The 24,348-nt window shown below is 70.6% G+C and carries 20 protein-coding genes; 3 read left to right on the plus strand and 17 right to left on the minus strand.

From position 1 onward, the window contains the following. The first annotated feature begins 20 nt into the window (after positions 1 to 20). Positions 21 to 1,661, plus strand: a complete 1,641-nt coding sequence (locus B1H19_RS12265; protein ID WP_083104649.1) for an alkaline phosphatase D family protein — start codon at positions 21 to 23, stop codon at positions 1,659 to 1,661. A gap of 16 nt (positions 1,662 to 1,677) precedes the next feature. On the opposite strand, the gene B1H19_RS12270 is transcribed toward B1H19_RS12265, so the two are convergent. Then, entirely contained in the window at positions 1,678 to 2,283 is a 606-nt protein-coding gene (locus B1H19_RS12270; protein ID WP_083104650.1) for a dienelactone hydrolase family protein, read from the minus strand. A gap of 95 nt (positions 2,284 to 2,378) precedes the next feature. On the opposite strand from B1H19_RS12270, the gene B1H19_RS12275 reads away from it, so the two are divergent. After that, a complete protein-coding gene (locus B1H19_RS12275; protein ID WP_237289262.1) occupies positions 2,379 to 3,470 on the plus strand; it encodes a mechanosensitive ion channel family protein in 1,092 nt (363 codons plus the stop codon). Positions 3,471 to 3,490: 20 nt separating this feature from the next. Here the strand turns inward: B1H19_RS12275 and B1H19_RS12280 are convergent, their stop codons facing one another. From B1H19_RS12280 to B1H19_RS12295, 4 genes are all read right to left on the minus strand, one after another. Then, positions 3,491 to 5,086 (minus strand): Na+/H+ antiporter, encoded by a 1,596-nt coding sequence (locus B1H19_RS12280; protein WP_083104652.1) that lies wholly within the window; start codon positions 5,084 to 5,086, stop codon positions 3,491 to 3,493. A 78-nt stretch (positions 5,087 to 5,164) separates the two neighbouring features. Continuing rightward, positions 5,165 to 6,106 (minus strand): RluA family pseudouridine synthase, encoded by a 942-nt coding sequence (locus B1H19_RS12285; RefSeq protein WP_083104653.1) that lies wholly within the window; start codon positions 6,104 to 6,106, stop codon positions 5,165 to 5,167. A gap of 88 nt (positions 6,107 to 6,194) precedes the next feature. Further along, entirely contained in the window at positions 6,195 to 6,797 is a 603-nt protein-coding gene (gene lspA, locus B1H19_RS12290) for a signal peptidase II (RefSeq protein WP_083104654.1), read from the minus strand. 150 nt (positions 6,798 to 6,947) lie between these two features. Continuing rightward, complete coding sequence (locus B1H19_RS12295) at positions 6,948 to 7,835, minus strand: TraR/DksA family transcriptional regulator (protein ID WP_083104655.1); 888 nt, start codon at positions 7,833 to 7,835, stop codon at positions 6,948 to 6,950. Positions 7,836 to 8,372: 537 nt separating this feature from the next. On the opposite strand from B1H19_RS12295, the gene ileS reads away from it, so the two are divergent. After that, positions 8,373 to 11,516, plus strand: coding sequence for an isoleucine--tRNA ligase (gene ileS, locus B1H19_RS12305; RefSeq protein ID WP_083104656.1), 3,144 nt, complete (start codon positions 8,373 to 8,375; stop codon positions 11,514 to 11,516). Positions 11,517 to 11,725: 209 nt separating this feature from the next. Here ileS and B1H19_RS12310 read toward each other — a convergent pair whose 3' ends face one another. The 12 genes from B1H19_RS12310 to B1H19_RS12370 form a co-directional block, all read right to left on the minus strand. After that, a complete protein-coding gene (locus B1H19_RS12310; protein ID WP_083104658.1) occupies positions 11,726 to 12,847 on the minus strand; it encodes a DivIVA domain-containing protein in 1,122 nt (373 codons plus the stop codon). Between the two features lie 49 nt (positions 12,848 to 12,896). Next, the gene (locus tag B1H19_RS12315; RefSeq protein WP_083104660.1) at positions 12,897 to 13,187 is read right to left on the minus strand and encodes a YggT family protein; all 291 of its coding nucleotides are present in this window, start codon (positions 13,185 to 13,187) and stop codon (positions 12,897 to 12,899) included. A gap of 67 nt (positions 13,188 to 13,254) precedes the next feature. After that, complete coding sequence (locus tag B1H19_RS12320; RefSeq protein ID WP_083104663.1) at positions 13,255 to 13,875, minus strand: cell division protein SepF; 621 nt, start codon at positions 13,873 to 13,875, stop codon at positions 13,255 to 13,257. 130 nt (positions 13,876 to 14,005) lie between these two features. Further along, entirely contained in the window at positions 14,006 to 14,728 is a 723-nt protein-coding gene (locus tag B1H19_RS12325) for a YggS family pyridoxal phosphate-dependent enzyme (RefSeq protein WP_083104666.1), read from the minus strand. Between the two features lie 3 nt (positions 14,729 to 14,731). Then, positions 14,732 to 15,490, minus strand: a complete 759-nt coding sequence (gene pgeF, locus B1H19_RS12330) for a peptidoglycan editing factor PgeF (protein ID WP_083104668.1) — start codon at positions 15,488 to 15,490, stop codon at positions 14,732 to 14,734. A gap of 13 nt (positions 15,491 to 15,503) precedes the next feature. Beyond that, positions 15,504 to 16,736: a cell division protein FtsZ gene (gene ftsZ / locus B1H19_RS12335; protein WP_083104670.1), complete on the minus strand. Its 1,233-nt coding sequence runs from the start codon at positions 16,734 to 16,736 to the stop codon at positions 15,504 to 15,506. Between the two features lie 283 nt (positions 16,737 to 17,019). Continuing rightward, positions 17,020 to 17,832: a cell division protein FtsQ/DivIB gene (locus B1H19_RS12345; RefSeq protein ID WP_203237136.1), complete on the minus strand. Its 813-nt coding sequence runs from the start codon at positions 17,830 to 17,832 to the stop codon at positions 17,020 to 17,022. Positions 17,833 to 17,854: 22 nt separating this feature from the next. Then, the gene (gene murG, locus B1H19_RS12350; protein ID WP_083104675.1) at positions 17,855 to 18,946 is read right to left on the minus strand and encodes an undecaprenyldiphospho-muramoylpentapeptide beta-N-acetylglucosaminyltransferase; all 1,092 of its coding nucleotides are present in this window, start codon (positions 18,944 to 18,946) and stop codon (positions 17,855 to 17,857) included. A gap of 6 nt (positions 18,947 to 18,952) precedes the next feature. Beyond that, complete coding sequence (gene ftsW, locus B1H19_RS12355; protein WP_083104678.1) at positions 18,953 to 20,293, minus strand: putative lipid II flippase FtsW; 1,341 nt, start codon at positions 20,291 to 20,293, stop codon at positions 18,953 to 18,955. 56 nt (positions 20,294 to 20,349) lie between these two features. Further along, positions 20,350 to 21,783, minus strand: coding sequence for a UDP-N-acetylmuramoyl-L-alanine--D-glutamate ligase (murD, locus tag B1H19_RS12360; protein WP_083104681.1), 1,434 nt, complete (start codon positions 21,781 to 21,783; stop codon positions 20,350 to 20,352). Positions 21,784 to 21,785: 2 nt separating this feature from the next. Next, positions 21,786 to 22,850 (minus strand): phospho-N-acetylmuramoyl-pentapeptide-transferase, encoded by a 1,065-nt coding sequence (gene mraY / locus B1H19_RS12365; RefSeq protein WP_083109571.1) that lies wholly within the window; start codon positions 22,848 to 22,850, stop codon positions 21,786 to 21,788. A gap of 5 nt (positions 22,851 to 22,855) precedes the next feature. After that, positions 22,856 to 24,289, minus strand: coding sequence for a UDP-N-acetylmuramoyl-tripeptide--D-alanyl-D-alanine ligase (locus B1H19_RS12370; RefSeq protein WP_083104684.1), 1,434 nt, complete (start codon positions 24,287 to 24,289; stop codon positions 22,856 to 22,858). Positions 24,290 to 24,348 lie beyond the last annotated feature (59 nt).

Below are 24,348 nucleotides of genomic sequence, written 5' to 3' on the forward strand. Positions count from 1 at the left end.
GGCCAGTAAGGTGATCGGCCGTGACCGATCATGACCACATTTCACGCCGCTCCGCCGTCACGGCCGTAGCCGCCACCGCCGCGCTCCTCCCGCTGGCCGGCGCCGCCACCGCACACGCCCAGGGCGGCCCCGGCCCCCGCCCCTTCCGGCACGGCGTCGCCTCCGGCGACCCGCTGCCCGACGGCATCCTGCTGTGGACCCGGGTGACCCCGACCGACGAGGCCACCCCGGGCTCGGGCCGCGGACCGGCCGTGAAGGTGGCCTGGCAGGTGGCGAAGGACGAGGGCTTCGCCACCGTCGTGGCACACGGCAGCGTCACCGCCACCAGCGCCGCCGACCACACCGTCAAGGCCGACGTCCGGGGCCTGCGCCCGGCCACCACGTACTACTACCGCTTCACCGCCGACGGGCAGCACTCCCCCGTCGGCCGCACCCGCACCGCGCCCGCCGCCGGTACGTCACCCGGCAGCGTCCGCTTCGGCGTGGTCTCCTGTGCCAACTGGGAGTCCGGCTACTTCTCGCCGTACCGGCATCTGGCCGCCCGCCGCGACCTGGACGCGGTGCTGCACCTCGGCGACTACATCTACGAGTACAAGTCCGGCGAATACCCCGACTTCAAGTACGTCGTACGCCCCCACTCCCCCGCCCACGAGCTGCTCACCCTCGCCGACTACCGCATCCGGCACGGCGTCCACAAGACCGACCCGGACGCGCTGGCGATGCACGCCGCGCACCCGGTCATCGCGATCTGGGACGACCACGAGTTCGCCGACAACGCCTGGAAGGGCGGCGCGGTCAACCACACCCCGGCCACCGAGGGCCCGTGGGCGCGGCGGATGGCCGCGGCGAAGCAGGCGTACTTCGAGTGGATGCCGGTGCGCCCCTCCATCGCCGGGACCACCTACCGCCGGCTGCGCTTCGGCACCCTGGCCGATCTGCATCTGCTGGACCTGCGGTCCTTCCGCGACCAGCAGGCCAAACCGGGCAGCGGCGCGGTGGACGACCCCAGCCGTACGATGACCGGCCGGGCCCAACTGGACTGGCTCAAGACGGGACTTGCCCGCTCGGACACCGCCTGGCGGCTGGTCGGCACCTCGGTGATGATCTCGCAGCTGGCGTTCGGGGCGATACCCGCCCATCTGCTGGGCCCGCTGGCCGACATCCTCGGCATCCCCAAGGAGGGCCTGGCCGTCAACACCGACCAGTGGGACGGCTACACCGACGACCGCCGCAAGCTGCTGACCCACCTCAGCGACCGCGGTATCGACAACACGGTGTTCCTGAGCGGCGACATCCACATGGCCTGGGCCAACGACGTGCCGGTGGAGGCGGCGACCTATCCGCACCGCAGGCCGGTGGCGACGGAGTTCGTGGTCACCTCCGTCTCCTCCGACAACGTCGACGACATCCTGCACGTCGCCCCGCACACCGTCTCGCTGGCCGGGGTCGCGGCGATCCGCGCCGCCAACCGCCATGTGAAGTGGCTGGACATGGACTCGCACGGCTACGGCGTCCTCGACGTCACCGCCGAGCGCACGCAGATGGATTACTTCGGCGTCTCCGACAAGACCGACCCGAACGCCACCAGCGCGCTGCTGCGCTCCTACCTGACGCGCAGCGGCACCCAGCACATGGAGAAGGCGGACGGGCCGGTGGCCTGAGGGCGTCGGACAGGCCCTACAGCCCCTCCAGGAACCCCAGCACCACCCGCCAGGTGCTCTCCGCCGCCTCCTCGTCGTAATCGGGCAGGCCGGGATCGGTGTAGAGGTGGCCGGCGCCGGCGTAGCGGAAGATCTCCACATCCGCGCCGGCCCGGCGCATCTGGAGGTACCAGGCGGTCAGCCAGTCGTGCGGTTCGTACGGGTCGGGGTCGGCGACATGCAGCTGGACGGGCAGATCGTCGGCGGCGGCGCCCTCGGCGATGTCGGAGGTGCCGTGCAGCAGGAGCAGCCCGCGGGTCTTGTCGTCGGCCAGCGCCAGATTCTGGGCGATGGCGGCGCCGAAGGAGAAGCCGGCGTAGACCAGACCGCGGTCGGAGTACGGGGCCACGGCCGTCACGGCCCGCTTGAGCAGGTCGTCCTTGTCGAACTCCTCCTTGAGGGCCATGCCGTCGGCCACCGAGTCCGCGGTCCTGCCGTCGAACAGGTCGGGGACGATCACCTCGTGTCCTGCGGCCCGCAGCCGGTCCGCCGCGGCATGCACCGCGGGGCGCACCCCGCACACCGAAGAAAACAGGACAATCGTCGGAGAACCGCCGGTCGCGGGCTCGCTGGGCTCGGGCACGAGTATCACTTCCCTGGGTTGTATCGCTCTGTCCCATGGTGCCAGCTACCGTCGAAAGGTCCGTTACCCGCGGCCCCACAACGAGGAGGAAGCCCGTGTCCCCGGAGGACGTGCTGCGCCCGATTGCCGTCATCGGCGGTGCGATCGTGGTCACGCTCATCCTGGTCCATCTCGCCGACCGCACCCTGCGCCGGATCGATGCCGCGCACCCCGAGACGCCCCTGTGGGGCCTGCTGCGCCGCTGCCGGATACCGGCCCAAGTCGTGCTGGGCGCGGCCCTGTTGCGCGGTGCCTACGACCAGACCGGGCTCGCGGTCGTCGCGGAGCACGGCATGGGGATCGCCCAGGCGCTGACCCTGGTGCTGATCGCGGCCACCGCCTGGCTGCTCATCAAGGCCGCGGCCGCCATCGTCGAGTCCGCGTACACCCGCTACGCGGCCGGGGCACGGGACCAGGCGCGGGTGCGGCGGGTCCGCACCCAGGTGACGCTGATCCAGCGGGTGGTGACGGCCACGGTCGTGATCGTCGCCGCGGCCGCGATGCTGCTGACCTTCCCGGAGATGCGCGCGTTCGGCGCCTCCATGCTGGCCTCGGCCGGGCTGCTGGGCATCGTCGCCGGTATCGCCGCCCAGTCCACGCTGGGCAATCTCTTCGCCGGCCTCCAGATCGCCTTCGGCGACATGGTGCGCATCGGCGACACCGTCGTCGTGGACGGCCAGTGGGGCACGGTCGAGGAGATCACCCTGACCTTTCTGACCGTACGGACCTGGGACGAGCGGCGGATCACCATGCCGGTCTCGTACTTCACCGGCAAACCGTTCGAGAACTGGTCGCGCGGCGGTGCGCAGATGACCGGCACGGTGCTCTTCCACCTCGACCACAGCGCACCGGTGGAGAAGATGCGCCAGCGGCTGCTGGAGATCCTCCAGGAGTGCGAGGACTGGGACGGCCGGTCCTGGAGCCTGGTGGTCACCGACACCACGCCGTCGACGATGGTGGTCCGGGCGCTGGCGACCGCCCGCGATGCGGACAGCATCTGGGCGGTGCGCTGCCAGGTGCGGGAGCGGATGATCGAGTGGCTGCGCACCGAGCACGCCTATGCGCTGCCCCGGATCGCCACGGCGCCCGCGCCGCTGGGCGACCACACCCTGACCAGGGGTGACAAGGACGCGGGCCCGGCGGGCTGAGCCGTTCGCCGGGCGCCGCGTCAGGGCGTGCCGCGCAGGCTGCGCATGTCCAGATGGCGCAGCACCCGGTCGACGACCTCCGGGTCGGCGCCCGGCTCGCTGCGGGCCGCGAGCACCTCGTGCCGGGCGGCCGAGAGCATCTCGCCCTGGATGCGCTGCACCTTCTTCACCCGGCCGAGGCGCTTCTCGAAGAGCTCGCGCCGTTCGTCGTCGACGATCTCCGGGGCGATCCGGGCGCCGATGTCGTACGCCCTACGGGCCAGCTGGTCGCGGACCTCCTCGGGCAGCTCCTCGACCTCCATGATCTCCTTCAGCCGCCGTTTGGACGCCTTGATCACCCGGATCGCCAGCTCCCGCTCCTGCGCGTCGGGCGCATCCTCGGCGGCCCGTACCCCCAGGACGCGCACCAGCCGGGGCAGGGTCAGCCCCTGGACCAGCAGGGTGGTGAGCACCACGGCGAAGGCGATGAAGAGGATCTCGTCGCGGGCGGGGAACGGCGCGCCGGCGTCGGTGGTGAAGGGAATGGCCAGCGCCAGGGCGACGGACGCCACCCCGCGCATCCCCGACCACCACAGGATCAGCGTCTCCCGCCAGCTCATCGGGATGTCCTCGTCGTAGTCGCGGCGCTTGTGCATCCGCTTGGCGAGCCAGGCGGCGGGCAGCAGCCACAGCAGTCGTACGGCGACGGCGACGCCGACCACCGCGGCCCCGGCGCCCAGCATCGCGCCCCAGCGCCCGGCGGCGGCCCCGAAGATGGTGTGCAGTTCCAGTCCGATCAGCCCGAAGGCGACGCCGGTGACGAGGGTGTCGACGATCTCCCAGAAGGTGTAGCCGGCCAGCCGGCCCAGCACGTCGTCGGCGTCGACGGCGTATTCGGCCAGGAAGAGCGCGGTGGTCAGGACGGCCAGCACCCCGGATCCGTGGAAGTTCTCGGCCATCACATACGCCACGAACGGCACCAGCAGCGTCAGCCCGATCTGGAGCGTGGGATCGCCCAGCAGGCCCATCAGCTTGTTGGTGACCCAGCCCAGGGCCAGCCCCACCACTATGGCGACGACCGCGGAGAGCACCAGCGAACCGGCCGCGCCGGGCAGCGAGAACGTGCCGCCGACCGCAGCGGCCAGCGCCACGTGGTAGAGCACGATCGCGGTGACGTCGTTGAACAGCCCCTCGCCCTCCAGGATGGAGACCATCCGGCGGGGCAGCCCCAGCTTCCCGGCCACCGCGGTGGCGGCCACCGGATCGGGCGGGGCGACCAGCGCGCCGAGCACCACCGCGGCGGCGACCGGCATGCCCGGCACCACCGCCTGGGCGACCGCCGCCACCGCCGCGGTGGTCGCGAAGACCAGCAGGACGGCGAGCAGGAAGATCGGCCGGATGTTGGCGGTGAACTGCCGCCAGGAGGTGCGCTGCGCGGCGGCGTAGAGCAGCGGCGGCAGCACCAGCGGCAGGATGAACTCGGGCGGGATGTCGACGTTCGGCACGAACGGCAGCAGCGCCAGCACCGCGCCGGCGAGCGTCATCAGCACCGGGGGCGGCAGTCCCAGCCGGTCGCCGACGGGCACCATGACCACGGCTCCGAGCAGCAGGAAGAACAGCAGAGCCAGCTGGTCCACGGTGGTAACGCTCCGGGATGATCGGATTCGGTCGCTTTCCGTCCCAAGCGTGCCATGACGGAACGATCCGCCCCGGTGTCAGCTGCTCTCGTCGCGCACGGTGTCGAGGGCGTGCTGGAGATCGTCGGGGTAGGCGCTCGCGAACTCGACCCACTGCCCGTCCGAGGGGTGCTCGAAGCCCAGCCGGACGGCGTGCAGCCACTGCCTGCCGATGCCCAGGCGCTTGGCGAGGGTGGGGTCCGCGCCGTAGGTCAGGTCGCCGACGCAGGGGTGGCGGTGGGCGGCCATGTGCACCCGGATCTGGTGGGTGCGCCCGGTCTCCAGCTTGATGTCGAGCAGGCTGGCCGCCCGGAACGCCTCGATCAGGTCGTAGTGCGTGACCGAGGGCTTGCCCTCGGCGGTGACCGCCCACTTGTAGTCGTGCTGCGGGTGGCGCCCGATGGGGGCGTCGATGGTGCCGCTCATCGGGTCCGGGTGGCCCTGGACCAGGGAGTGGTAGCGCTTGTCGGGGACGCGCTCCTTGAACTGCCGCTTCAGGGACGTGTACGCCCGCTCGGACTTGGCGACGACCATCAGGCCGGAGGTGCCGACGTCCAGGCGGTGGACGATGCCCTGGCGCTCGGCGGCGCCGGAGGTGGAGATGCGGAAGCCGGCCGCGGCCAGGCCGCCGATGACGGTCGTCCCGCTCCAGCCGGGGCTGGGGTGCGCGGCGACGCCGACCGGCTTGACGATCACCACGATGTCGTCGTCGTCATGCACGATCTCCATGCCCTCGACGGGCTCGGCGACGATCTCCACGGGCGGTGCGGCCTGCGGCATCTCCACTTCCAGCCAGGCGCCGCCGGAGACCCGCTCGGACTTCATCACCTCGGAGCCGTCGACCCGGACCTTTCCGGCGGTGGCGAGCTCGGCCGCCTTCGTCCGGGAGAAACCGAACATGCGGGCGAGTGCGGCGTCGACGCGCTCGCCCTCCAGGCCGTCCGGTACGGGCAGGGTGCGGATCTCGGGAATCGTGCTCACCTTAGGAGTATGGCAGCCACGGCATGCCGCATCGGGGCCGGCCGGGGCAGGAGCCGCTGGTGGTGCGGTTCGGCGGAGGCTGGTGCCTTCAGTCCTTGTGCACCGTGCCGTCCGGGTCCAGACCCCGGAAGGACAGGAACACGATCAGGATGCCGCCGCAGACGATCGCGGAGTCGGCCAGGTTGAAGACGGCGAAGTGCGCCGGGGCGATGAAGTCGACCACCGCGCCCTCGAAGATGCCCGGGGAACGGAAGATCCGGTCGGTGAGGTTGCCGAAGGCGCCGCCGAGCAGCAGGCCGAGCGCGATGGCCCAGGGCAGGCTGTAGAGCTTGCGCGCGATCCGGGCGATCACCACGATCACCGTCGCCGCGATGATCGTGAGGAAGATCGTCAGCGCCTCGCCCATGCTGAACGCGGCGCCGCGGTTGCGGATCACATTGAACTGGAGCAGCGTGCCGATCACCTCGATCGGCGCATGGTGCTCCAGCTTGGCGACGGCCAGCAGCTTGCTGCTCAGGTCCAGCGCATAGACCACGGCGGCGACCAGCAGCAGCGCGCGGATCCGCCGCCCGCCCCGGACGGTCTGCCCCTCGGCCGTCTCCCCGGCCCTGTCTTCCTGCTCCACCGGCTGCCCCCCTTCGGAACCCGGCCCGGATTCCGGCGTACTGGTGATGCGTTCCGCCTCTGCCACGTGTGCGTCCTCAGCCCGTTCGAATCGGCCGTCAGGCCACGCCTGACCGATCACGAGCGTACGGCACACCCGTGCGGTCGCGGGCGTCACGGGGCGTGCCCGGCCGCGACCGCGCCCGTACCCCGAGGGCCGGCCCCGCCGGGACCGGGCTCACACCCGCCGCTCCTGTTTCTGCTTGCACTCGACACACAGCGTCGCCCGCGGGAACGCCTGCATCCGGGCCTTGCCGATGGGCCGGCCGCAGTTCTCGCACAGGCCGTAGGTGCCCGCATCCAGCCTGCCGAGGGCGCGCTCGGTCTGGTGGAGCATCTCGCGGGCGTTGGAGGCCAGCGCCAGTTCGTGCTCGCGGGTGATGTTCTTGCTGCCGGTGTCGGCCTCGTCGTCGCCGGCGCCGTCACCGGAGTCCCGCATCAGTCCGGCGATGGCGTCCTCCGACGCGGTGATCTCCCCGTTCAGCCGCCCCACCTCCTCCCGCAGAACGGACCGGGCCTCGGCGACCTCCTCCGGGGTCCAGGGGTCCTCGCCGGGCCGTACGGCGAGCTCACCGGGCGTCGCGGCCGCGCGGGCCGGGGGGACCGCGCCATCCATGGCATGCGCCTCGGGCGCCGCCGTCTTCTTCGCCTCCACCGTCTGCGCTCCCGTCTTCTTCGCGGGCACCGCGGCGGACTTCTTCGCCGCCGCCTTCTTCGCCACGGTCTTGCGCGGCGTGGCGTCCTTGGCGTCCTCGGCCGCCGGCTTCGCCTTCTTAGCCGTCGTTTTCGCTGCCGTCTTCGCCGTCGTTTTCGCCGTCGCGTTCTTCGCGGCGGTCTTCTTCGCGGCGGTCTTCTTCACCGCGGTCTTCTTCACAGCGGTCTTCTTCGCGGCCGCCTTCTTCGGAGCCGCCGTGCTGGTGGCAGCCGTCCCGGTGGCCGTCACCTTGGCGGCTGTCTTCCGGGGAGCCGTCTTGCGGGAAACCGTTTTCGTCGGTGCGGGCTGCTTCGCGACGGCCTCATCGGCAGGCGTCGAGCTCGTCTGCGCGGCGGTCTTTTTCGCCACCATGGCCGCGACCCCTTCACATCTTGTGCGCGTATGTGAGCTTGTACGCGAATCGTGACGGGAACGATAAATCGCCACACGGCACGCGGCAACGGGACGCACCGCCCGGCAGGACCCGGCCGCCCTCGTCCGCGGGCCCGGTCTGCCTCCGTTGTGCCCCGCTGCCCGCCCTGCACACCCACCCACCGGGATCTGGCCATTCGGGTCGCCCGGAAATCCGGTCGGCCGCTGTCGGCCCGGCCCCGTACACTGGGCCGAGCGACAGACATTGATGGGACGAGTAGCGTCGTACGCAGCCAGTAGCGACCCGGGGACGGTGCGAGCCCGGGGGCGTGCGCGGCGTGAAGATCACCCCGGAGTCGCCGGAAGAAAGCCCACGGTCAGGCCGTACGGTCCGCCCGGGGCGAGTAGAACCGGCAGCGCGACCCCAATGAGGGGGCGGTGTCAGCGACGCCGCCAAGGAGGGTGGTACCGCGGGAGCCCAGGCTCTCGTCCCTCCGGACGGAGAACGCACGTGGTGTCCGCCGGAGGAAGCCCCCGATGAGTCAGCAGCCCCAGTACCGCCAGGTACCCGCCCAGGTAGACCTCCCCGCCCTCGAGCACGCCGTGCTCGATTTCTGGCAGGAGCAGAAGGTCTTCTCCCGTACCCTCGAGCAGTCCGAGGGACGGCCCGAGTGGGTCTTCTTCGAGGGCCCGCCGACCGCGAACGGCATGCCCGGCGCCCACCACATCGAGGCCCGCGTCTTCAAGGACGTCTTCCCCCGGTTCCGCACGATGCAGGGCTACCACGTCGACCGCAAGGCCGGCTGGGACTGCCACGGCCTCCCGGTCGAGCTGGCCGTGGAGAAGGAGCTGGGCTTCAGCGGCAAGAAGGACATCGAGGCGTACGGCATCGCCGAGTTCAACGCCAAATGCCGCGAGTCGGTGACCCGGCACACCGACGCCTTCGCCGAGCTCACGACCCGGATGGGCTACTGGACGGATCTGGACGACCCGTACCGCACCATGGACTCCGACTACATCGAGTCGGTCTGGTGGTCGCTGAAGGAGATCTTCACCAAGGGCCTCCTGGTCCAGGACCACCGCGTCGCCCCCTGGTGCCCGCGCTGCGGCACCGGCCTGTCGGACCACGAGCTGGCGCAGGGCTACGAGACCGTCGTCGACCCGTCGGTCTTCGTCCGTCTCCCGCTGACCTCCGGCCCGCTGGCCGGCGAGGCGTCCCTCCTCATCTGGACGACCACCCCCTGGACCCTGGTCTCCAACACCGCCGTCGCCGCGCACCCCGACGTCACCTACGTGGTCGCGACGGACGGCAGCGAAAAGCTGGTCGTCGCCGAACCGCTGCTGGAGAAGGCGCTGGGCGAGGGCTGGACGGCCACCGGGCAGTCCTTCACCGGCCGCGACATGGAGCGCTGGGCCTACGAGCGCCCCTTCTCCCTGGTGGCCCTCGAAGGCGCCAACTTCGTCGTCAACGCCGAGTACGTCACCACCGACGACGGTACGGGCCTGGTCCACCAGGCCCCGGCCTTCGGTGAGGACGACCTGAAGACCTGCAAGGGCTACGGCCTGCCGGTGGTCAACCCGGTCCGCCCGGACGGCACCTTCGAGGAGGAGCTGGAGCTGGTCGGCGGCGCCTTCTTCAAGAAGGCCGACGAGACCCTCGTCGCCGACCTCGACGCCCGCGGCCTCCTCTTCCGGCACGTCGCCTACGAGCACAGCTACCCGCACTGCTGGCGCTGCCACACCGCGCTGCTCTACTACGCCCAGCCGTCCTGGTACATCCGCACCACCGCGGTCAAGGACGCCCTGCTCCGCGAGAACGAGAACACCAACTGGTACCCGGAGTCGGTCAAGCACGGCCGGTTCGGCGACTGGCTGAACAACAACATCGACTGGGCGCTGTCCCGCAACCGCTACTGGGGCACCCCGCTGCCCATCTGGCGCTGCGAGGAAGGCCATCTGACCTGCGTCGGCTCGCTCGCCGAGCTGACCGAGCTGACGGGCACCGACCAGTCGGGCCTGGACCCGCACCGCCCGTTCATCGACGAGATCACCTTCGGCTGCACCGCCGAGGGCTGCTCGCTCACGGCCACCCGCGTCCCGGAGGTCATCGACGCCTGGTACGACTCGGGCTCGATGCCGTTCGCGCAGTGGGGCTACCCGTACCGCAACAAGGAGCTGTTCGAGAAGCGCTATCCGGCGCAGTTCATCTCGGAGGCCATCGACCAGACCCGCGGCTGGTTCTACACCCTGATGGCCGTCGGCACCCTCGTCTTCGACAAGTCGTCGTACGAAAACGTCGTCTGCCTGGGCCACATCCTGGCCGAGGACGGCCGCAAGATGTCCAAGCACCTGGGCAACACCCTCCAGCCGATCCCGCTGATGGACCAGCACGGCGCGGACGCGGTCCGCTGGTTCATGGCGGCCGGCGGCTCCCCGTGGTCGGCCCGCCGGGTGGGCCACGGCACCATCCAGGAAGTGGTCCGCAAGACCCTTCTCACGTACTGGAACACCGTCGCCTTCCAGGCGCTGTACGCCCGCACGTCCCAGTGGGCGCCGTCCGCGGCCGACCCGGCCCCGGCCGAGCGTCCGCTGCTGGACCGCTGGCTGCTGGGCGAGCTGAACAGCCTGGTCGAGGGGGTCACCGAGGCTCTGGAGTCCTTCGACACCCAGCGCGCCGGCAAGCTCCTGTCGTCCTTCGTCGACGACCTGTCCAACTGGTACGTGCGCCGCTCGCGCCGCCGCTTCTGGCAGGGCGAGCCGGCCGCGCTGCGCACGCTGCACGAGGTCATCGAGACCGTCACCCGCCTGATGGCCCCGCTCACCCCGTTCATCACCGAGCGGGTCTGGCAGGACCTGGTCGTCCCGGTCACCCCGGACGCCCCGGACTCGGTGCACCTCTCGTCGTGGCCGGTCGCCGACGCCTCGGCCATCGACCCGGCGCTGTCCGCGCAGATGCTGCTGGTGCGCCGGCTGGTCGAGCTGGGCCGGGCCACGCGCGCCGAGTCCGGTGTCAAGACCCGTCAGCCGCTGTCGCGTGCGCTGGTCGGTGCGGCCGGTTTCGCCGACCTCTCCGACGATCTGCGCGCCCAGATCGCCGAGGAGCTGAACGTCTCCTCCCTCGCCTCTCTCTCGGAGGTCGGCGGATCCCTCGTCGACACCACCGCCAAGGCCAACTTCCGGGCCCTGGGCAAGCGGTTCGGCAAGGGTGTCCAGGCGGTCGCCAAGGCGGTCGCCGCGGCGGACGCCGCGGCGCTGTCGCTGGCGCTGCGCGACGGTACGGCGTCGGTCGAGGTCGACGGCGAGACCGTCTCCCTCGCCCCCGACGAGGTGATCATCACCGAAACCCCGCGCGAGGGCTGGTCGGTGGCCTCCGACGCGGGCGCCACGGTCGCCCTGGACCTGGAGATCACCCCGGAGCTGCGCCGTGCGGGCCTGGCCCGCGACGCGATCCGGCTCATCCAGGAGGCCCGTAAGAACAGCGGTCTGGACGTCGCCGACCGGATCGCCCTGCGCTGGACCGCCAGCGACGAGGACGTGCGGACGGCGCTGACCGACCACGCCGGCCTGATCTCCGACGAGGTCCTCGCCACGGACTACGCCCAGGGCGAGCCCGACGGCTCCTTCGGCCCCGCCTTCACGGACGAGAGCCTGGGCCTGACGTTCCACCTGCACAAGGCGTAAGCACCCCGGCCGCCTCGGCGGCACGAAGCCCCCGGCATCTCGCTGATGCCGGGGGCTTCGCCATGCACTGCCCAGGGGGCTTCGCCGCCTTCCGCCTCCAGGGGCTCAAGCCCCTCCGGCCTCCCCGGTGCCGCGGAAAAGGGCCGGGCCCCGAGGGAATCCCTCGGGGCCCGGCCCTTGATTGCCGACTCCGCGTTGTCAGGCGAAGGTCAGTTGTCGTCCTCGTCGATCAGGAAACCGCGCATCGGGGACGGCGCCTGGCCCATCGGCGACGGGCCCTGCGGACGCACCGGTGCCATCGGCTGCGTCATCGCCGGGGACATCTGCTGCTGACCGCCGTAGGACGGGCCGCCGCCGGAGCCGTTGCCCATCGGCTGACCGCCACCCATGGTGTGGTTGCCCCCCATGGTGTGGTTTCCGCCCATGGTGCCGGCACCGGCCGACGCCATCGACGGGGACGGCGGCAGCGACGGGGCGGCCGACGGCGCCGGGGTTCGCGGCGGGGCCAGCGAGTCGTCCGACTGGTTCTCCAGCTGACGCAGCTGGCTCTCCAGGTAGGACTTCAGCCGCGTGCGGTACTCGCGCTCGAAGCCGCGCAGGTCCTCGACCTTGCGCTCCAGCGTGGCGCGGGCCGACTCCAGCGAGCCCATCGCGACGCGGTGCTTCTCCTGCGCATCCCGCTCCAGCGCATCGGCCTTGGCGCGGGCGTCCCGCTCCAGACCCTCCGCGCGGCTGCGCGCCTCGCCGACGATCTTGTTGGCCTCGGAACGGGCCTCCGCGATCGCCTGGTCGGCGGTCTGCTGCGCCAGCGACAGCACACGGGCGGCACTGTCACCGCCGGGGCCGCCCTGCTGGCCGCCCTGCTGAAGCTGCTGCGGTCCGCCGGGGCCGCCGAGCGGGCCGCCCATCGGACCGTTGGGGCCCATCGGACCGGGGCCGTGCGGGCCCTGCGGACCGGGACCGTGGCCACCGGGACCTGGAGGCAGCTGCGGTGCACCACCGGGCAGTTGGGGCGGGCCACCCATCCCCTGCTGCTGCGGCGGGACCGGCTGCGGACCGGATATGGCGGCGGGCACAGGGGCCCCGCCTCGCTGCTGCTGCTCCTGCTGCTGGTCGGGTCCCTTGCGCAGGCCCTGCTGCTGCTGGTTCTGCGCGGCGGCGCGCGTGGCAGCGGCCAGCTTGGCGCGCAGGTCCTCGTTCTCCCGGAGCAGCCTGGTCAGTTCTGCTTCGACCTCATCGAGGAAGGCATCGACCTCGTCCTCGTCATAGCCTTCTCGGAGGCGGACGGTCGTGAACTGCTTGTTCCGCACGTCCTCGGGGGTCAACGGCATCTCTACTTCACCTCAACGTAGTCGTCGGCAATCGGCAAGACCGTATCGTTCACAACAACACCGACCTCACGACGGTGATCAGGATGTAGACGATGATCATCAGCACGAAGAAGGACAGGTCGAGCGCCACGCCCCCGAGACGCAGCGGCGGAATGACCCGCCGCAGAAGCTTGAGTGGCGGATCGGTGACAGTGTAGGTGGCCTCCAGAATGACCACCATCGCCTTGCCGGGTTGCCATGAACGGGCGAACTGGAACACGTAGTCCATCACCAGACGGAAGATCAACACGATCAGGAAGCAGTACAGCGCGATGTAGATCACCTGCCCGAAGACACTCATCTCGCGCGTCCCTCTCCCCTTTGGTCCCGTTTGGCCGGTTAGGCCCTGGTGTGCCCGGTGTTGCGTCTCAGCTCTGGTTGAAGAACCCGCCCTCTGCGATTCGGGCCTTGTCCTCCGCCGTGACATCGACGTTAGCAGGCGACAACAGGAACACCTTCTGCGTCACCCGCTCAATGCTGCCATGCAGACCGAAGACTAGACCGGCCGCAAAGTCGACAAGTCGCTTCGCGTCGGTGTCATCCATCTCCGTGAGATTCATGATCACCGGAGTGCCCTCACGGAAGTGTTCCCCGATGGTACGGGCTTCGTTGTAGGTCCGGGGGTGAAGCGTCGTGATGCGGTACGGCTCCCGCTCCGACACAACCTTGGGCATGATCACCGGTGCGTTCTTCTCCAGATTCGGGCGGTCGGGTGTGATGGATGCCACGGGGGCGATTCGGGCGGGTCGTCCGGTTTCCGCGGCGACCGGAGCAGGCTCACGCTGCGCCGGAGGTGTCACGGCCCGGACGGGTTCCTCCCGTTCCGGGCGTGTCTCGGCCGGTACTTGGTGCTGCTGACGCCGCCCCCGTTCCGGCTCCGGATCAAGCTCGGGCTCGAACTCGTCGTCGGGGTCGAAGCCCCGGCCGTCGTACCCATCGTCCTCCACGAGGCCGAGGTAGACCGCCATCTTGCGCATCGCGCCGGCCATTCTCTGCGTCCTCCGCTCTGTGGTGGATCGGCCCCGTCACCGGTCGCCTTGGATCCACATTTTGGCCCACCCGCCGCCTTTTGACGGGAATGACCATATTTTGTGCTGTGGTCCGACTTGCTTCGCGACGTTACCCGAGCCGTGGTCGGACTCCGAGTACCGCAGTGCCGACGCGTACATGTGTCGCTCCGGCCCTGATGGCGTCCTCGAGATCCGCGCTCATGCCTGCTGACACCATGTTGGCAGCAGGATGGGTGGCGCGCAGGTCGGTTGAGATTTCCATGAGTCGTTCGAATGCGGCGAGTTGCCGCCCGGCATACGGTCCGCTCAACGGCGCGACGGTCATCACACCGTCCAGCCGCAGACCTTGGGCCCCGGCGATCGCCTCGGCCAGTGCCGGCACCGCGTCCGGTGCGGTCCCGCCGCGGTCGCCCTGGCGACCTGACTCGGCGTCAAGTGCCACCTGGATCAGGCAGCCCAGCTCCCGTTCGGCGCGTACCGCCTCCTTGGAGAGGGCGGTCACCAGACGGAGCCGGTCGACCGACTGGACCATCCCGGCATAACGGGCAACGGACCGGACTTTATTCGTCTGCAATTGACCGACGAAGTGCCAAGTAAGAGGCAAATCGGCACATTCGGCCGCCTTCGGTGCCGCATCCTGATCGCGGTTTTCCGCGACATGCCGCACCCCCAGCTCCGCGAGCAGCCGCACATCACTGGCGGGGTAGGTCTTGGTGACCACGATCAGGGTCACCTCGTCGCGCGCCCGGCCCGCCGCGGCGCAGGCGGCGGCGATACGGTCCTCCACCCGCGCGAGGTTGTCGGACAGTTGGGCTCTGCGTACGTCCGTCATGGCTCAGCCTCCCCCAGCCTGCGGCCGGGAAGTGCCCCCAAGCCAGACATAACTCGCGAGCCGCCCCGTCGTGCGGTCGCGCCGATAAGAGAAATGGTCCGCGGATTCCAGTGTGCACACCGGGGATACGTCGGCGGTCGGCACCCCCGCGGCGGCGAGCTGGGCCCGTACCCCCGCGCCGACGTCCACCGCCGGGGTGCCCCAACTGGTCGTCGACCAGGCCTGCGGCACCACGGCCGCGACCTCGGCGCGCATCGCCTCGGGCACCTCGTAGCAACGGCCGCAGACCGCGGGCCCGGTGTACGCGATGATCCGCGCGGGCTCGGCGCCCAGCTTCTCCATCGCCTCGACGGTGGCCGGTACGACCCCGGCGACCAGGCCCGGCCGGCCCGCGTGCGCGGCCCCGGCGATCCCGGCGACCGGGTCGGCGAGCAGCACCGGGGTGCAGTCGGCGGTCAGTACGGCGAGTGCCAGGCCCCGGCGCGCGGTCACCACCGCGTCCACACACGGGATGTCGCCGGTGCGCCAGGGTCCCTCGACCACCGCGACATCGCGGCCGTGCACCTGGTTCATCCAGACCACCGCGGCCGGGTCGAGGCCGAGTTCCGCGGCGGCGCGGGCGCGGTTGGTGCGCACCGCCGAGGGGTCGTCACCGACCGCGCCGCCCAGATTGAGCTGATCATACGGAGCGGCGCTCACCCCGCCCCACCTGTCGGTGAAGGCGAAGTGCGCGCCGCTTACGTGGTGCTGGTGCCCTATCACTTCGGTACTGCGGTCACTTCAGGAAGTCGGGGACGTCGAGCTCCTCGGCCTGGCTGTCGGTGTACGACGGGCGGGCCGGGGGAACCTGTGCTCCGCTGCCCGGGGACGCGGAGACCTCGCCCAGCGAGGACGACGGTTCGGCCGGGGCCGGCTCCTCGTCCCGTACGGGCACCGAGCCCAGGCCGCCGAAGGAAGAGGTCCGCGGCTCCGGCGGGGTGGCCGGACGGCTCGGGGCCGGGGCCGGCTCCTCGCGCTTGGTGGAGCTCAGCGCGGACTGGGCATCGCGGCGGGCCGGCGGCTGGCCCCCGTCAAAACCCGCGGCGATGACCGTCACCCGGACCTCGTCGCCCAGGGCGTCGTCGATGACCGCGCCGAAGATGATGTTGGCCTCCGGGTGCGCCGCCTCGCTGACCAGCTGCGCGGCCTCGTTGATCTCGAAGAGACCGAGGTCGGAGCCGCCGGAGATGGAGAGCAGGACGCCGCGGGCGCCGTCGATGGACGCCTCCAGGAGCGGCGAGGAGATCGCCATCTCCGCGGCGGCCACCGCGCGGTCGTCGCCGCGCGCCGAGCCGATGCCCATCAGGGCCGAGCCGGCCTCCGACATCACGGACTTGACGTCGGCGAAGTCGAGGTTGATCAGACCCGGGGTGGTGATCAGGTCGGTGATGCCCTGGACACCCGACAGCAGCACCTGGTCCGCGGACTTGAACGCGTCGAGCACGCTCACCTGGCGGTCCGAGATGGACAGCAGCCGGTCGTTGGGGATCACGATGAGGGTGTCGACCTCTTCGCGCAGCTGGGCGATGCCGTCCTCGGCCTGGTTGGCGCGACGGCGGCCCTCGAAGGTGAACGGCCGGGTGACCACACCGATCGTCAGGGCGCCCAGCGAGCGGGCGATGTTGGCGACGACGGGGGCCCCGCCGGTGCCGGTGCCGCCGCCCTCACCCGCGGTCACGAAGACCATGTCGGCCCCCTTGAGGACCTCCTCGATCTCCTCGCGGTGGTCCTCGGCCGCCTTGCGCCCCACGTCCGGGTTGGCGCCGGCGCCGAGTCCGCGCGTCATTTCGCGGCCGACGTCGAGCTTGACGTCGGCGTCGCTCATCAGCAGCGCCTGCGCATCGGTATTGATCGCGATGAACTCGACGCCCTTGAGCCCGACCTCGATCATCCGGTTGATGGCGTTCACGCCACCGCCGCCGATGCCGACGACCTTGATGACTGCGAGGTAGTTCTGCGGTGCTGCCACGTCGAAGGCCTCTCGCCTCGAGTTACGTGTCGCCGCCTCACATGTCGTGTGGACGCCGACTGATGCCGATGGGACGGTCCGTACTGCCGACCCGAACCCTAAACCTCAAGTTTAGGGTTACCTATGCCCGTGTTCCTTGGTTCCATAGTCCCTTTGGAACGAGACACTAAGTCGACAAGGTGCGCGCGTTCAACGAACACGCCGAACCTCCCGTTTTTCTTTTCACCCTATGTGATCACCCATAGTCGTAGCCATCCAGGGTGCTGGCCTGCGGCTACGGACGTCAACTCCCCGATACAGCAGGGGCGCTGGGCACCGAGACATCGAAGTGGCGCGCCTCACCCGCGGCTTTCAGCAGCGCGGTGAGCACCCTGGCCTTCTCCGCGCCCTGTTCGCGACTGCCCCACACGACCGTGCGAGACCTCGTCAACTCCAGGGTGAGGGAGTCGTACGAGGCCACGCGGACCGTGCGGACATCCTTGCGCACCGCGCCGGGGAGTGCTGCGACGGCGTCCGCGGCGGCATGACGCAAGCGATCGGTTCCGAAACGGGACAGACTCGGGGAATCGGAAACGGCCATTTCCAGAAGGGGAACGCCCCTGGGAAGGGTCCGTACGGTGGCGAAGGAGACGCCGTCGCGGTCCACTTCGCGGTAGTTTCCGCCCGATCGCAACGCCAGTTGAGGCGTTCTTTCCGTCACTTTCAGACCGATGGTGTGCGGCCAGGACCGCACCACCGCAACGCTTTTGACCCTCGGCAGCCGGTCCCGGATCCGGCGGGCGAGTTCGTCGGTGTCCACCGAGGCCAGCGGTGCGTTTATCGGAGCGCGGGCCGCGGCCAGTACCTCATCCGGCGTCAAAACCGTGGTACCGGTGGCCTTGACGTGGCGCAGCCGCAGCCAGTCCGACCCATACAGGGCCCAGGTGGCGAAGCCACCGAGTGCCAGGACGAGGACCAGCGCCAGGGCCAGCCGGCGGCCTGGGGTGTCGAACGGGGTGCCCAGCCGGGCGAATCGCCACGTACGGGGCGCGGAGGCGGGGGGCGGGCCGGTGGGCCGTTTCTTGTCGCCGCGCTGGGCGGTTCTGGATCCGGCCACGCTCCCCTGCCTTTGCTCGTCGCTAACTGCGCTGCTGGGCGATCGCCTCGTACACCATGCCGACCAGCAGCTCGTCGGCATCGCGGCGGCCGAACTCGGAGGCCGCGCGGGACATCTCGTACAGCCGGTGCGCATCGGAGAGCACCGGGAGCACATGGGACTGCACCCACTCCGGGGTCAGCTGGGCGTCGTCGACCAGCAGGCCCCCGCCGGCGTTGACCAGCGGCTGGGCGTTCAGCCGCTGTTCGCCGTTGCCGATGGGCAGCGGGACGAAGGCGGCGGGGAGCCCGACGGCGGACAGCTCGGCGACCGTCATGGCGCCCGCGCGGCAGAGCATCATGTCGGCCGCGGCGTACGCCAGATCCATCCGGTCCACGTACGGTACCGGGACGTACGGCGGCATCCCGGGCATGTTGTCCACCTGCGGCAGTTCGTTCTTCGGGCCGACCGCGTGCAGGACCTGGATGCCGGCGCGCTGGAGCGCGGGGACGGCGGCCTGGATGACCTCGTTGAGCCGGCGGGCGCCCTGGGAGCCGCCGGAGACCAGGAGGGTGGGGAGGTTCGGGTCGAGCCCGAAGGCGGCCCTCGCCTCGGGGCGGACCGCGGCGCGGTCCAGGGTGGCGATGGTGCGGCGCAGCGGGATGCCGACGTAGCGGGCGCCGCGCAGCTTGCTGTCGGGGGTGCTGACGGCGACGAACTTGGCGTACCGCGAGCCGATCTTGTTGGCCAGGCCGGGGCGGGCGTTGGCCTCATGGACGACGATCGGCACTCCGAGCCGCTTGGCGGCCAGATAGCCGGGCAGCGCCACATAGCCGCCGAAGCCGACGACGCAGTCCGCCTTCGTGCGCTCCAGGATCTGCTCGGCGGCCTTGATCGTGCCGCGCAGCCGCCCGGGGACGGTGATCAGCTCGGGGGTGGGTTTGCGCGGCAGCGGTACGGCCGGGATCAGTCCCAGCTCATAGCCGCGCTCGGGCACCAGACGGGTCTCCAGACCGCGCTCCGTGCCTAGGGCCGTGATCCCCACGGTCGGGTCCTGCCTGCGCAGGGCGTCCGCGAGGGCGAGCGCGGGCTCGATGTGGCCGGCGGTCCCCCCACCGGCGAGTACGACATGCACCGAAATTCACCGCTCTCCGGACGGCCGTCCCATAACGCGCCGTCTCATCGTCTTCCATCTCACCCCAGCCGGTCTTCTGCCGAAACCCGGCTTCCGCTCGGCCAGCGCGGCCAGTGCCGCGCGCGCCGCGGGCTCGTCACGCGCGAAGGCGATCAGCAGCCCGACCGCGAACATCGTCGGCAGCAGGGCGGAGCCCCCGTAGGAGAACAGGGGGAGCGGGACTCCGGCGATCGGCAACAGACCGAGCACCGCACCGATGTTGATCACGGCCTGCGCCATGATCCAGGTGGTCACGCCTCCCGCTGCGTACCTGACGAAGGGGTCCTCCGTGCGTCCGGCCACGCGGATACCCGCATAGCCTAGAGCCGCGAAGAGGGCGAGCACCGACAGCGTCCCCGCCAGACCCAGTTCCTCCCCGGTGATGGCGAAGATGAAGTCGGTGTGCGGTTCAGGGAGTTCACCCCATTTTTCCATACTTGCGCCGAGGCCGGAACCGAAGAATCCGCCGGAGGCGAGGGCGTAGATGCCATGGACCGCCTGCCAGCACTGATCGCCGGGGCCCGGATCGGTGGCGCCGATGCAGGCCAGACGGGACATCCGGTTGGCGCTGGTGAGGATCAGGAGCGCGCCGATGGCCACGGCGCCGCCGAGGACGCCGGTGAACAGTCGGGTGGGGGCGCCGGCCAGCCACAGCAGTCCGAAGAGGATCGCCGTGAGAATGATCGCGGTGCCCATGTCGCCGCCGAGCATGATCAACCCGAGCAGCAGAAAGGCGACCGGGGCCAGCGGCACCAGCAGCTGCTTCCACTGCGTGAGCAGCTTCTTCTCCTGCTTGCGGGCCAGCAGGTCGGCGCCCCACAGCACCAGGGCGAGTTTGCCGAACTCGCTCGGTTGCATCTGGAAAGGCCCACCGAGGTTGAGCCAGTTCCGGTTGCCGTTGACCGAGACCCCTATGCCCGGAATCTGCACCAGGCACATCAGGAACGCCGACCCCGCGAGCAGCGGATACGCCATCGCCCGGTGCAGCCGCACCCGCAGCCTGGCGGCGGCCAGCAGCAGCACTCCGCCGATGGCCGCCGCGAGCAGCTGTTTGCGGAAGAAGTACGACGGGGCGAGGCCGGACTGGAGGGCCTTGATCTGGGAGGCCGAGTAGACCATCACCAGACCCAGGACGAGGATCAGCAGGCTGCCGCCGAGGATGAGGTAGTAGGCGGTCAGCGGCCGGTCCCAGGCCCGCCGCAGCCGGGTGTACAGGCGCCTGGGGCCGCCGCCGGGGCGCGGCGCGCGCACCATGGAGGTACGGCGGGCCGGACGCGCAGGCGGAGCCTTGGCCGATCGGGCCGTCATCCTCGTCCCCTCCACAGGTGCGCGCGCCGCGGTGCGCCGACGGCGGCGGGGAGCGGCTAGTTTTCCTCGGCGGTCAGCTCACGGACCGCAGCGGCGAAGGCGTCGCCCCGCTTGTTGTAATTGACGAACATGTCCATCGAGGCGCAGGCCGGGGCCAGCAGAACGGTGTCGCCGGGCCTGCCGAGCCGGGTCGCTTGCCGTACGGCCTCGGACATCGCCCCAGTGTCGGTCCGGTCGAGGTCGACGACCGGGACATCGGGGGCGTGTCGCGCCAGCGCCTCGCGAATCAGCGCCCGGTCGGCGCCGATCAGCACCGCCCCGCGCAGCCGCTTCGCCGACTTCTGCACCAGCTCGTCGAAGGTCGCGCCCTTGGCCAGCCCGCCGGCGATCCAGACGATGTGCTCGTACGCCGCCAACGACGCCTCGGCGGCGTGGGTGTTGGTGGCCTTGGAGTCGTCGATGTAGGTCAGCCCGCCGACGTCGGCGATGTGCTCGATACGGTGCGGCTCCGGCCGGAAGGCGCGCAGCCCGTCGCGTACGGAGGCCGGGCGCACCCCGAAGGCCCGTGCCAGCGCCGCCGCGGCGAGCGCGTTGGCGATGTTGTGCGGGGCGGGCGAGGCGAGGTCGGAGACCTCCGCCAGCTCCTGGGCCGCCTGCGGGTTGGCGACGAAGGCGCGGTCGACGAGGATGCCCTCCACCACGCCCAGCTCCGAGGGACCGGGGGTGCCCAGCGTGAAGCCGATGGCCCGGCAGCCCTCCTCGACCTCGGCCGCCCGGACCAGTTCCTCGGTGGCGGGGTCGGCGACGTTGTAGACGCAGGCGATGGTGTTGCCCTCGTAGATGCGGCCCTTGTCGGCCGCGTAGGCCGCCATGGAGCCGTGCCAGTCGAGGTGGTCCGGGGCGAGGTTGAGGACGGCCGCGGAGTGGGCGCGGACGGAGGGCGCCCAGTGCAGCTGGTAGCTGGAGAGTTCGACGGCCAGGACGTCGTAGGGCTCGGCGCCCTCCTGTTCCTGGCCGAGCACCACGTCGATGATCGGGGTGCCGATGTTGCCGACGGCGGCGGTGTGCAGGCCCTCGGCCTCCAGGATGGCCGCCAGCATCCGTACGGTCGTGGTCTTGCCGTTGGTGCCGGTGACCCCGAGCCAGGGTGCCGCGCCGGGCGGGCGCAGCAGCCAGGCGATCTCGACGTCGCCGACCACGTCCACCCCGGCCTCGGCGGCCGCCGTGAACAGCGGGCTGTCCGGCTTCCAGCCGGGCGAGGTGACGACGAGGTCGGTGCCCTTGGGCAGGGTCTCGCCGTCGCCGAGGCGGACGCCGATCGCCTCCGCCTCCAGCTCGCGGGCGGCGGCCTGCTGCTTGTCGCCGCTGCCGCCGTCCACGACCGTGACCTGGGCGCCGAGGCCGGCCAGGGCGCGGGCGGCGCTGATGCCGCTCACGCCCAGGCCGGCGACGGTGATGTGCCTGCCGGCGAAGTCCTGCGGGCCCTGCATGGTCACTTCGCCGCCTGCCAGCCGCCGTAGAAGATGCCGAGTCCGACGATCACGCACATGCCCTGAATGATCCAGAACCTGACCACCACAAGGACTTCCGACCACCCCTTTAGCTCGAAGTGATGCTGAAGTGGCGCCATACGGAAGACCCGCTTGCCGGTCAGGCGGAAGGAGCCGACCTGGATGACCACGGACATGGTGATCAGGACGAAGAGGCCGCCCAGGATGGCCAGCAGCAGCTCCGTACGGGAGCAGATCGCCAGTCCCGCCAGCGCGCCGCCCAGGGCCAGCGAGCCGGTGTCGCCCATGAAGATCTTGGCGGGCGAGGTGTTCCACCACAGGAAGCCGAAGCAGGCGCCCATCAGGGCGGAGGCGACGACCGCGAGGTCGAGTGGATCACGGACCTCGTAACAGCCCGGTCCCGCGGTGATGACGTTGGCGCAGGACTCCTGGTGCTGCCAGATGCCGATGAACGTGTACGCGCCGAAGACCATCACCGAGGCGCCGGTGGCCAGGCCGTCGAGGCCGTCGGTGAGGTTCACGCCGTTGGACATCGCCAGGATCATGAACAGCGCCCAGATCACGAAGATCACCGGGCCGATCTGCCAGCCGAAGTCCTGGGTGAAGGACAGCCGGTCCGAGGCCGGGGTCTGTCCGCGCAGGTCGGCGAATTGCAGCGAGAGCACCGCGAAGGCGATACCGACGATCAGCTGGCCGGCCATCTTCGCCTTGGCCCGCAGGCCCAGCGAACGCTGCTTGACGATCTTGATGTAGTCGTCGAGGAAGCCGACCAGGCCCATGCCCGCGAACAGGAAGAGGACCAGAACGCCGGAGAAGGTCGGATCGCTGGAGGTGATCACCTTCGTCACGACATAGGCGATGATCGTGGCCAGGATGAAGGAGATACCGCCCATGGTGGGCGTTCCCTTCTTGCTGCCGTGGGTGCGCGGGCCGTCATCGCGGATGAACTGCCCGTACCCCTTCTTGGCCAGCAGCTTGATCAGCAGCGGAGTGCCGATCAGGGTCAGGAAGAGCCCGATCATTCCGGAGAAGAGGATCTGCTTCATCGAGTTCATCGGGTCGCGGCTCCACCCTCGCAGGCCACAACGCCCTCGTCGTCCAGCAATGCTGCGGCGACCCGCTCCAGCCCCACCGACCGGGACGCCTTCACCAGCACGACGTCTCCCGGCCGCAGCTCGCTGCGCAACAGGTCGACCGCCGCCCGCGCGTCGGACACGTGCACCGACTCCTCACCCCACGAACCCTCGTTCTTGGCGCCCATGTCGAGCCAGGCCGCTTCCCTGCCGCCGACCGCCACGAGCTTGCTGACGTTGAGCCGGACGACCAGGCGTCCGACCGCGTCGTGTTCGGCGAGCGAGTCCTCGCCGAGCTCGGCCATCTCACCGAGCACCGCCCACGTACGACCGCCCTTCGCCTTGGCGGCGGCGCCCATCGCGACCAGCGCTCGCAGCGCCGCACGCATGGACTCGGGGTTCGCGTTGTAGGCGTCGTTGACGACCGTCACGCCATCCGCGCGCTCGGTGACCTCCATCCGCCAGCGGGAGAGCGTGCCGGCTTCGGAGAGCGCGGTGGCGATCTCGTCTACGGGCATGCCCAACTCATGGGCGACGGCGGCCGCGGCGAGCGCGTTCGACACGTGGTGCTCACCGTACAGCCGCATGGTCACATCGCTGCACCCGGAGGGTGTGTGAAGCGTGAAGGCGGGCTGCCCGAGCTCCGTGAGCCGGACATTCTCGGCACGCACGTCGGCATTTTCGGCCTCGCCGAAGAAGACCGTACGGGCCTTGGTCCGCGCGGCCATGGCGCTGACGTACGGATCGTCGGCGTTGAGCACCGCGATGCCGTGCGCGGGCAGCGCCTCGACCAGTTCGCCCTTGGCCTCGGCGATCCGCTCCCGGCCGCCGAACTCGCCGATGTGGGCGGTGCCGACGTTGAGCACCACACCGATCTCCGGCGGGGTCAGCTCGGTCAGATAGCGGATGTGGCCGACGCCGCGGGCGCCCATTTCCAGGACGAGATGGCGGGTCGTCGCCTCGGCGCGCAGCGCGGTCAGCGGCAGCCCGATCTCGTTGTTGAGGTTGCCTTCCGGCCAAACTGTCGGCCCGTGCCGTTGCAGCAGCTGGGCGATGAGGTCCTTGGTGCTCGTCTTGCCGGCCGAGCCGGTCAGGGCGACGACCTTGGTGCCCAGCCGCGCGACGACGGCGCGGGCGAGCGCCCCGAGGGCGGCGACCTGGTCGGGGACGACGATCGCGGGGACGCCGACGGGGCGGGCCGCCAGGACGGCGACCGCGCCCGCCTCGATCACCTGGGCGGCGAAGTCGTGGCCGTCGACACGCTCACCGGCGAACGCGACGAACAGCCCGCCGGGCCGTACCTGGCGGGAATCCATCACGACGGGCCCGGTGACCGCGACGCCGGGATCCGGTATGTCGTGCATCGCTCCGCCGACGATGCCGGCGATCTCGGCGAGGGAAAGGGAGATCACAGATCACCCCCGGCGTCGGGCAGAGGGTGCCAGTCAAAGGGTTGTGCGCGCATGGCGGT

Origin of the sequence: Streptomyces gilvosporeus, from assembly GCF_002082195.1 — a bacterium.
GTDB classification, from domain to species: domain Bacteria; phylum Actinomycetota; class Actinomycetes; order Streptomycetales; family Streptomycetaceae; genus Streptomyces; species Streptomyces gilvosporeus.

Bases quoted from the DNA above. Each gene is read 5' to 3' on its own strand.
- B1H19_RS12320 (WP_083104663.1), bottom strand. From the start codon at position 13,875: ATGGCCGGCGCGATGCGCAAGATGGCGGTCTACCTCGGCCTCGTGGAG.
- B1H19_RS12325 (WP_083104666.1), bottom strand. From the start codon at position 14,728: ATGACGGACGTACGCAGAGCCCAACTGTCCGACAACCTCGCGCGGGTG.
- mraY (WP_083109571.1), bottom strand. From the start codon at position 22,850: ATGAAGCAGATCCTCTTCTCCGGAATGATCGGGCTCTTCCTGACCCTG.
- B1H19_RS12295 (WP_083104655.1), bottom strand. From the start codon at position 7,835: ATGGTGGCGAAAAAGACCGCCGCGCAGACGAGCTCGACGCCTGCCGAT.
- ileS (WP_083104656.1), top strand. From the start codon at position 8,373: ATGAGTCAGCAGCCCCAGTACCGCCAGGTACCCGCCCAGGTAGACCTC.
- murD (WP_083104681.1), bottom strand. From the start codon at position 21,783: ATGCAGGGCCCGCAGGACTTCGCCGGCAGGCACATCACCGTCGCCGGC.
- ftsW (WP_083104678.1), bottom strand. From the start codon at position 20,293: ATGACGGCCCGATCGGCCAAGGCTCCGCCTGCGCGTCCGGCCCGCCGT.
- B1H19_RS12310 (WP_083104658.1), bottom strand. From the start codon at position 12,847: ATGCCGTTGACCCCCGAGGACGTGCGGAACAAGCAGTTCACGACCGTC.
- B1H19_RS12315 (WP_083104660.1), bottom strand. From the start codon at position 13,187: ATGAGTGTCTTCGGGCAGGTGATCTACATCGCGCTGTACTGCTTCCTG.